The sequence below is a fragment of the Kluyvera genomosp. 2 genome (assembly GCF_036759865.1).
GTDB classification, from domain to species: Bacteria; Pseudomonadota; Gammaproteobacteria; order Enterobacterales; family Enterobacteriaceae; genus Kluyvera; species Kluyvera ascorbata_B.
In genome coordinates this window covers 1-3,779 of sequence record NZ_JAPKIA010000039.1, presented here as the reverse complement: position 1 = coordinate 3,779, position 3,779 = coordinate 1, and the positions used below count along the sequence as shown (strand labels likewise).

Genomic DNA, 3,779 nt, shown 5'->3' with positions numbered 1-3,779 from the left:
GTCATCGGGCATTATCTGAACATAAAACACTATCAGTAAGTTGGAGTCATTACCCAGCTCATCGCGCAGTGAGCCAAAATCCGCATCTGAAGCACGGTCAAAAAGGTAATCCAGTTTGCGATTTACGTCGCTCAGCTGGTTGGTAACTATTTTCAACCCGGACTCCAGATCACCTGGGCCAGCTTCAAGGCAGCGCCGCAGATACTCTGACCGATTACCACCTGAAACCAGGTCTATATAGGCCAAAAGTTCATCTGATACTTTTGCGGTTATTGTTGGCATTCAGTCCTCACTTTGTGCATTTTTTAAACGAAAAAAGGGTGTCTAATACGGTGAAATCATAGTAATACCAAAGTAATAAATAAAAAATTCTTTAAATCAGTAAGTTAGATTGGATTTGTAATACCTGGGTAATACCGCAGCATGGCTAAATTTTGTTTTTTTGCTTTTAAATCAGTGTGATAGCGTGATTTATCACGCTGCGTTAGGTGTATAGCAGGTTAAGGGATAAAAAATCATCTTTTTTTGGTAGGGCGATCTCCGTAGGTTAAGGGTCATTTGGCTAAAAAGCGTCCTATTCTTTGATGGTCATGCTTGCATGACCATCTGAGCAACCAAAAACTACAGATAAACTACAGATAAACTACAAAAAACGTTTTGCCTTAGTGTTGGAAGACTACAAATAGACTACAATAAAACTACAAAGAAACTACAAAAAACGTGACAGACTACAAATAGACTACAAGAATACTACAGATAAACTACAAAACTCGATTGACCCCTTCTTACGAGTGTTGTAGAGTCATTTTCATACAACGGAGGGGGTTATGAATAAACCAGCAGATCTGAAACCCCGCAACTTATCGGCTGCTGTCAGATTGCGCCTAAATGAAATCGAGAACTGGCTGGACAGAGGGCTAACGCGGCATGAAATTGCTGAAATCCTCGACAGCGAATACAGCTTTTCGGTAACAGCCAAAGGGCTTGAGATGGCACTGTATAGAACGCGGCAAAACCGAAAAAATGTATTGCACAATACACATGATAAGAGTAGCGCGAAGGGTGCAGCGGAAAGTGTATTGCACAATACACAACCGTCTGAGCCTGAAGCGCAGGAAAGTGAAAAAGCAGAGAGTCCCGGCATTATTGATAAAGAATTCTTCAATAAAATCGGTGAGAATTTCGACCCTAAGAAGTTCAACAAAAAATTCTGAGGTGATTTATGAAAGTAGCGGTAATTAATTACAGTGGCAGTGTTCGTAAAACCTTAATTTCATCTTACCTGTTAGCTCCGCGCCTGACTGGTGCAAAGTTCTATGCGGTAGAGACTATCAACCAGTCTGCTTCCGATCTGGGTATTGAAAATGTGACCAGTTTTAAAGGTGACGACTTCTCACGTTTGATTGAGGGGTAATGACTCCAACTTACTGGTAGTGTTTTAGCGAAGTTAAGTGACACAATAGTTTAATCTGGAGGAATTAATGAAGAGTTATGAGTAATTTTAATTTTCTAACAGACATCAGCCCTGAACTCGCTCAATTTGGTAAAAGTGCCGAGCTGTATTGCCATGATGATAAGCAGGTAGCACTAGTGAAACTTAGGTGTTTTACTGAAGTAGTCGTTGGGGAAATTTATTCACGTTTATCGCTAACCCCACCTGTTCGTGATGATTTATATAATCGACTGCGCAGCTACGAATTCAAGGACGTTGTCAGTGATAAGGGAATCTGGGCCAAATTAGATGTATTGCGACATAAAGGTAACAAAGCCGCCCACTCTAGCAATGGTTCAGACGAGATTTCCCTCAATGAAACACTCTGGTTAATCAAAGAAGCTTATTTAGTCGCCCGTTGGTATGCTCAAGCTATTCTCAATAAGCCTATCACTCCGCCAGAGTTTGTTGATCCGGTAAAACCTATCGATCATACATCTCGCTTAGAAGCAGAGTTAGAACGGCAACGTCAAGAACTCAATAAACGAGAGGCTGAATTAAAGACCCAGCTTGCTGATAATAGTGATAAATATCAACAACAGACGAGTGAGCTAATAGCTCAACTAGACGAAAAAAACGACACACTTTCCAATGTAAAAAAAGAGCAAGCACTATTACAGATTGAACTTGAACAAAAACAAAAAGATCTAGTCGCTTCACAACAAGCCTTCTTTGATTACAGGACGCGTGAAGAGTTTAAACAAGCTAGTATTTCATCAGCTTCAAGCTTTGATCTTGATATGGAAGTGACGCGCCGAAATATTGATATATTTGATTGCTTTGAAGGAGTAAGTTTAACTAAAGGTCAAAACCAAATAGTTAAGCAAATAAATGAGTTTCTAACCGATACCAAACAAAACGTATTTTTACTTAATGGTTATGCAGGTACAGGTAAAACATTTATAACTAAAGGAATTACTCAGTACCTAGAAAGAATTGGTCGTGAATTCGCTATTATGGCCCCGACGGGGAAAGCCGCGAAAGTGATATCAGACAAAACAATGCAACCTGCCAGCACTATTCACCGCGTGATATACAATTACGACAACGTGAAAGAGTACAAAGTTGACGGTGTGGAAGGGTCTGAAACTTATCGTTGCTATGCTGACCTTAAAGTCAATGTAGATACTGCCGAAGCTGTTTATATAATTGATGAAGCGTCAATGGTTTCTGACAGATATTCCGATGGTGAGTTTTTTCGTTTTGGGAGCGGATATTTATTAAAAGACTTGCTCAAGTACATAAATATTGACCACAACGATCATAATAAGAAAGTTATTTTTATTGGTGATAATGCACAGTTGCCACCTGTTGGAATGAATACGTCACCAGCGCTAGATGCCAGTTACCTTAAAGAAAATTATCAAGTCGCTGTGGCTTCAGGGTACTTGACTGAAGTTGTTCGTCAAAAAGGTGATAGTGGTGTTTTGATCAATGCTGCCATGTTGCGTGACGGTTTAGAGCAAAATCTTTTCAATAAACTGAAATTTGAAGTTAATGATCATGATGTATTTAATTTGTCCTCGGAAAATCTACTTAGCACTTATCTAGACTCATGTGATAGAAAAGTTAGCCGTACAGGAGAAAGTATTATTATTGCTTCTTCAAACCGACAAGTAGCTGAGTATAACCGTTTGGTTAGAGAGTACTTCTTTACTGGTCAACAGCAAATGGTCGCGGGAGATAAAGTCATTTCGGTAGCAAATCACTATCGAGCAGACGCTTGTATTACCAATGGTGAATTTGGAATGATCAAGGAAGTACTATCTCCTCATTCTGAGTTGATTAGTGTTGACATTAGCGTCAAAGGTGACACTGGTGACATGGTTAAGCGAAAAGTAAATCTGAGTTTTAGGGATGTGATTCTAGGCTTTCGCAACGACTACGGTGAACCATTCTTCTTTGAAGCCAAAATTGTAGAAAACCTACTTTACAATGATCAGCCGACCTTATCGTCAGATGAGCACAAAGCACTCTATGTTCACTTTTTAAATCGACACCCAGAACTGAGACGTAAAGGTAATGAACAAAAGCTTAGAATTGCATTATTGCAAGATCCTTATTTCAATGCTTTTAAACTTAAGTTTGGTTATTCCATTACTGGACACAAAGCACAGGGTAGCGAATGGAAAACTGTTTTCTTACAGTGTCAAACACACCAAAAAGCCTTAACTAAAGATTACTTCCGCTGGTTATACACCGCTATAACGAGAACTTCTGGCATCCTGTATGGGCTTTGTTGAATAAATCGAACTTTTGCTGAGTTGAAGGATCAGATCACGTATCT

3 protein-coding genes and 1 pseudogene are annotated in these 3,779 nt (G+C 39.5%); 3 read left to right on the top strand and 1 reads right to left on the bottom strand.

Annotated features, from left to right (window positions below; translation table 11 throughout):
• A pseudogene (locus tag V6942_RS23320) lies at positions 1 to 282 on the bottom strand (hypothetical protein); the annotation flags it as partial.
• A gap of 545 nt (positions 283 to 827) precedes the next feature.
• On the opposite strand from V6942_RS23320, the gene stbA reads away from it, so the two are divergent.
• The 3 genes from stbA (at position 828) to V6942_RS23305 (ending at position 3,735) form a co-directional block, all read left to right on the top strand.
• Complete coding sequence (gene stbA, locus V6942_RS23315) at positions 828 to 1,214, top strand: plasmid stabilization protein StbA (protein WP_001039463.1); 387 nt, start codon at positions 828 to 830, stop codon at positions 1,212 to 1,214.
• 8 nt (positions 1,215 to 1,222) lie between these two features.
• Positions 1,223 to 1,414: a hypothetical protein gene (locus V6942_RS23310; protein ID WP_000861580.1), complete on the top strand. Its 192-nt coding sequence runs from the start codon at positions 1,223 to 1,225 to the stop codon at positions 1,412 to 1,414.
• Positions 1,415 to 1,491: 77 nt separating this feature from the next.
• Entirely contained in the window at positions 1,492 to 3,735 is a 2,244-nt protein-coding gene (locus V6942_RS23305; protein ID WP_333501876.1) for an AAA family ATPase, read from the top strand.
• The last annotated feature ends 44 nt before the right edge of the window (positions 3,736 to 3,779 follow it).